This is a genomic window from Frankia sp. BMG5.23 (assembly GCF_000685765.2).
Lineage (GTDB): Bacteria > Actinomycetota > Actinomycetes > Frankiales > Frankiaceae > Frankia > Frankia casuarinae.
Window position 1 is genome coordinate 1 of sequence record NZ_JDWE01000112.1, and the last position, 5121, is coordinate 5121.

The 5121-nt window shown below is 69.2% G+C and carries 3 protein-coding genes and 3 pseudogenes; 1 reads left to right on the forward strand and 5 read right to left on the reverse strand.

The window, feature by feature from the left end; translation table 11 throughout:
- Positions 1-588 precede the first annotated feature (588 nt).
- On the forward strand, positions 589-891 hold the full coding sequence (locus BMG523DRAFT_RS26880; protein WP_235463366.1) for a hypothetical protein: 303 nt from the start codon (positions 589-591) through the stop codon (positions 889-891).
- A gap of 220 nt (positions 892-1111) precedes the next feature.
- Here BMG523DRAFT_RS26880 and BMG523DRAFT_RS21695 read toward each other — a convergent pair.
- From BMG523DRAFT_RS21695 to BMG523DRAFT_RS27600, 5 genes and pseudogenes are all read right to left on the reverse strand, one after another.
- A pseudogene (locus tag BMG523DRAFT_RS21695) lies at positions 1112-1774 on the reverse strand (transposase); the annotation flags it as partial.
- Positions 1775-1785: 11 nt separating this feature from the next.
- A complete protein-coding gene (locus BMG523DRAFT_RS23890) occupies positions 1786-2475 on the reverse strand; it encodes a transposase (RefSeq protein ID WP_035912905.1) in 690 nt (229 codons plus the stop codon).
- Positions 2438-3520 carry a transposase gene (locus BMG523DRAFT_RS27595; protein WP_011436311.1) on the reverse strand — a complete coding sequence of 361 codons (1083 nt, stop codon included), beginning with the start codon at positions 3518-3520 and terminating at the stop codon, positions 2438-2440. The genes BMG523DRAFT_RS23890 and BMG523DRAFT_RS27595 overlap by 38 nt, the downstream gene beginning before the upstream one ends.
- Before the next feature lie 92 nt (positions 3521-3612).
- Positions 3613-4515, reverse strand: a pseudogene (locus BMG523DRAFT_RS21705) (transposase); the annotation flags it as partial.
- A 414-nt stretch (positions 4516-4929) separates the two neighbouring features.
- A pseudogene (locus BMG523DRAFT_RS27600) lies at positions 4930-5121 on the reverse strand (IS5/IS1182 family transposase); the annotation flags it as partial.

Sequence of the window (5121 nt, forward strand, 5' to 3'; positions counted from 1 at the left end):
GAACTCGCCGCCGAACTGCTCTCCCGCGGCCTGGTCGACGCGATCTCGGCGTCGTCGGTGCGGCGGATCCTCGCCGAGCACCCGATCAAACCGTGGCGCTACCAGTCCTGGATCTTCGCGCGCGNCCCGGNCTTCGCCGCGAAGGCGAAAGTGATCCTCGATCTCTACGAGGGCTTCTACCAGGAGGAACCCCTCGGCCCCGAGGATCGAATCGTCTCGATCGACGCGAAGCCGTCGATCCAGGCGAGAGCCCGGATCCACCCGACCACCCCGCCCGCCCCGGGCAGGATCATCCGGGTCGAGCACGAGTACGAACGTCACGGCGCGCTCGCGCTGTTGCCCGCGCTCGACGTCCAGACCGGGAGGATCGCCGCCGTGCTGACCCCGCCGACGACGGGCATCGCGCCGTTCATGGAACTGATGGGCCAGGTCATGGCCCAGGACCGCTACCGGACGGCGAAGCGCGTGTTCGTGATCGTCGACAACGGCTCCGACCACCGAGGCCAGGCCTCGATCAACTGACTCAGGGCCGCCCACCCGAACCGCATCCTGATCCACACCCCGACACACGCCTCATGGCTGAACCAAGTGGAGATCTTCTTCTCGCTCGTCCAACGGAAGGTCGTGTCACCCTGCGACTTCGCCAGCCTCGACGTGCTCGCCGACACCCTGACAGCGTTCGTCGACCGCTACAACGTCACCGCCACACCGTTCAAGTGGAAGTACACCGCGGCCGACCTCGAACGCCACCTCGCCCGCCTCGACGACGACACAGCACCAGCCGTCGCGGGCTCCGTCGCTCGGTTGCCCGTCCCACCACCCGACACCAATGATCACGGGAGTCAGGTGAAGTCAGAACCAAATGCCAGAGCCCTCACACAGGCCGCCTAACACCCCCAAAGGACTTCCAGCCTCAACCACTAAGCGGAGAGAACCGACCGCGTCGAACGCGGCGCGTCCGCAGTGGCCGGCGATCAACGGTTCGGCGATGTTCAAGGACAGTATGACGAGGCTGGCGAACAGGAGCAGGCGCCGCGCCGCGCGCAGCACCACCTCGGGCCCGCCATGGACCGCGAGGTGCCTGGTGCCTAGAGCGCCGGTCAAGTAGTCATCAGGCTGCTTGCTGATCGTGTTTTTGGCGGGCGATGACGTGGAGGTTGTGGACGACGGCGGTGCGGCGGAGGTCGAACAGGTTCTTGCGCTGTCCGTGGTAGCGGGCGCGGCGGCCTTGCCAGTGGCCGATGTGGGCGAGGGTGTGTTCGACTTTGGTGCGTTCGCGGAGGCGGGCGCGGCCGGCGGGGGTGTGCTGGCGTTCGCGGAGCTCGGTGAGCAGGGCTTCGTCGGGGTGGATGGTCACGCTGCGCCCCGTCGCGCTGGTGGTGCATCGTTCTCGCAGGGGGCAGGCCGCGCAGACCTTCGCGGGGAAACGCACGGTGCGGCCTGGGGCGAAGGGCATCGTGACCTGGTGGGGGCAGGTGAGCAGGCCGCGGTCGAAGTCCAGGGTGAAGGCGGTCTTGGCATACCGGCCGGTGGCATTACGTACCCGCCACGCCTTGCAGAAGATCTCCAGGTTGGGGTCGCGGTCACGCACCAGGGTGGAAGACAGGTAGGCCCGGTCGATGTGGAGCTCGGTCAGGCGGAGATTCTGGGCGGCCAGGTCGTCGCTGATCGTGTTGGTGACGGTGGCTTCGGGCACGTTGGCGGGGGTGAGCCCGACCGCGGGCACCAGCCCGGTGTCCAGGTCGGTGACCACGTGGCGTTTGTACCCGTCGACGACTCTGCTGCTTAATTCGCGGTTGGGGTTGTGCGCTGCTGGCTGAGGCGGGTGAGCCTGCTGGCGCGGGGTGTGAAGGGTGGCTGGTCGGGGTTCCAGTGGGCGTCGAGGCGGAGGACGTTGACCGCGGTGGCGGAGAAGGCGTGTTGGAGGCGGGTCTTGGGCAGGCCGCGGTAGCGGGCGTTGCGCAGGCCGGTGACGTCGAGGGCCTGGTTGATCGTGCCCTCGATCCCAGCGCGCAGGGCGTACCTGGTCTTCCAGGTGTCGGTGGCCTGCTCGGCGCGGGCGGTGGCCAGGGTTTCGTGGAGTTCTCGGGGGCGCAGGCTGAGGTAACGGGTGCGGCGGGTGGAGGTGGTGCACGCTTTCTGGGTGGGGCAGGGGTGGCAGTCGGTGCGGGCGAACGCGACGACGATGGCGTCGCGTTCGTGCTGGCGGACGGGGTACCAGCCGGTGCTGGTGTGGCCCTGCGGGCAGCGGACCTGGCGGGCTTTCCAGTCGATCCGGAACGCGGCCTTGTCGAACCCGGCGTTGGCCTTGGCCTGGGGTGAGTGGTCGAGGAGGGCTGGGGTGACCATGGTGATGCCCCGGGTGGCGGCGTCGTGGATGAGGTCGGCGCTGGAGTAGCCGGCGTCGAGGTAGTGCTCGCCCGGGGTGAGGCCACGCTCAGCGAGGCTGGCCTGGACGATCTCGGTGGCCTTCACGTCCGGGACGCTCGCCTGGGTGGTGAGAACGTTCGTGATCAGCCGTAACGGCAACACGTCGGCTCCGGCTCCGGCTCCGGGGGGAGGGTCGCAGGTTTCGGTGAGGTGGACCTTGTAGCCGCACCAGAACAGGTCGTCGCCCTTGGCCGCCCACCGCGCATCGCGGTCGTAGGGGGAGGCCAAGCGACGATGTCCAGGCGGGACACCCTGTCTGTCGGCGTCCCGCTTTGCGATCACCTCCCGTCCCCGGGGATCGGTGGACAGGATCGGTGGACAGGTAGTAGGTCTGCACCAGCATCTCGCGCAGGAACGCCACCGCGGGGATCTCGCCCAGCCAGCCCGGCGCGGTGGAAGCGGCGACCGCCCGGCACAGGGCGAGCGCGTCCTGCCCGAACACCACGGCAAGACGGTCCCGGGCCGTCTTCGACGACGGCATCGTCCACCCGTTGACCCGCTCGCCGTAGCGATGCGCCAACTCGTCGATGCCCACGGTGTCGGCCAGCCAGCCGGGGGCCGCGACCGCGAGGGCCTCCAACACCGCCCGCACACTTTCCCCGGCGAGCTCGGTCCGGTTTAGGTCCCGGACCGCGCTGATCACATGGGTGGAGTCGGTGCGCGCCCTGCGACCGCCGCCGATCAGGCCCTGGTCGACGCAGGCCTGCAGGAGCCGGTCGAAGACCACCCGTTCCAGGCCGTGGTCGGCCAGCCGGGCGCGGAACCGGGACAGCACCGTCGGGTCGAACCCGGTATCGGTCAGCTCCGCGCCGAGCGCGTACTTCCAGTCGATCGCGCGGACCGCCATCGCCGCAGCCTGCCGGTCGGTCAGGTTCTCGGTGAACTGCAGCACCGTGACCAGCGACAACACCGCCGGCGGCAGACCCGGCGCCCCCCGGCGCCCGAACGCCCCGGTGAACGGCTCATCGACCAACACCTCGGCCAGCCGGTCCCGCAGCCGCATCGCCAACGTCCCACGCGGGAACGCCGCCCGGGCGACCGCCACGGTCTGCGCCGGGATCTCGGGCAGCCCCTTCGGCTGCAACGACATGCACTCCACCTCCCGCAGCCCACGACACGACCAGGACCGCAGAGGAGATCATGCCGCACCAACGACACCCAGCCGAATTAAGCAGCAGAGTCGTCGACCAGGACGGAGCGGGACTTACGGCCGTGGGCCATGTCCGGGTCTTCCACGCTGATCCGCCGGTTTTTGGCGACCCCGCGGCGCAGCCGCGCTGTCCCGGCCGTGGTGACCTCGACGTCCTGGTCGCGGACCTGACGGGCCACCGCGACAGCGGCTTCGGCCGCCTCCGGGGCGGGCTGGGCGGCCACGAAGGTCTCCACCGCCTCCAGGGCGGCCAGCACCACCGCCAGGGCACGGTCCCGCTCGTCGGGATCGTCCCAGTCGGCGTCCAACGCGGCTTTGAGGCTGGACCCGGCCAGCACCGGTGCCCCGGCCTGGCCGGCCAGGACCCTGGTTCCCTCGGCCCGCCCCCACCCCTGCTGAGCCGCGATCACACCCAGGGCCTTGCGCAGGGCGTGTCCCATCATGTTCGGGGTGTCCTCCACCCGGCCGGCACCCCACAGCGGGCTGGAGTCCAACGCTGCGCGTAACGCCCGCGGCCCGAAGCCCTTCGTCACCGTGGCGATCTCGACGGTGCATTCGACCAGCCGCCGGTCCCACCCGGCGCCGATCAGCCGGGCGCGGAAGCCCACCAGGGTGCCCTTGGAGAAGGGAGACCGGTCGGTGTCCAGACAGTCCAGAACCAGCTGCCAACGCCGGTCCATCACCGTCGCCTCGATCACCTCGTCGTCGGAGACACCGGTATAGGCCTGCAGGATCAGCGCCAACGCCAACTGCGCCGGCTGCCCTTTCGGACTGTCGCGGTAGACCTCGGCCAGCTCGGTCTGGAACGCCTCGTCGAACAGCTCGTGGCGATACCGGCGCAGGAACACGAACAGCTTCGCCCGCCGCACCAGCCTGATCACAGTCTGTTCCGCGGTCGAGGGCTCCACCGGCGGAGCCCATATCCCAGGACGCATCAGCCAGCACCTTCCGATCAAGACGGGCACATGACACCCGCCGACCGGTGCCGCCTACCACAGCTCACATACGGCTACCTGACCGGCGCTCTAGCAGCGCGACCACGGACAGGTCCACCGCTGGTGCGACTACGGCGCCACCCAGATCGGGACCCCCATCCGCACCCCGAGCGCGAGGCTGTTCCCGAACCCGAAGAGGAACGTCAACGCGACCACCACACCGACGATCACGGTCACGATGCGGGCCGAGGCGCCCGGAACCGCCAGGTATGCGGAACGCCTGTTCGATTCGCTAGATGATGTAGACCTCGGCGCGGTCACTGGGCATCACCCCTGGTCAGGGCCCGGGTAGCGACCGGCCGAACGGCGATTTCAGGGCCAGCAACCAAGATCAAACGGTTCTTAGAGCGTGTCTTACGTCGAGCGTGGGAGCTTCTTCCAGCAGGTGATCGCGGCAGCCAGGCAGAGGAACCCGAGGAAGTTGTAGCCGTTACGTTCGTAACGCGGGCTCAGGCGGCGGTAGCCACCGAGCCAGGCCAGGGTTCTCTCGACTTTCCACCGGTGCCGGCCGAGGCGTTCGGTACTGTCCACACCACGGCGGGCGAT

Bases quoted from the DNA above. Each gene is read 5' to 3' on its own strand.
- BMG523DRAFT_RS27595 (WP_011436311.1), bottom strand. From the start codon at position 3,520: ATGTCGTTGCAGCCGAAGGGGCTGCCCGAGATCCCGGCGCAGACCGTG.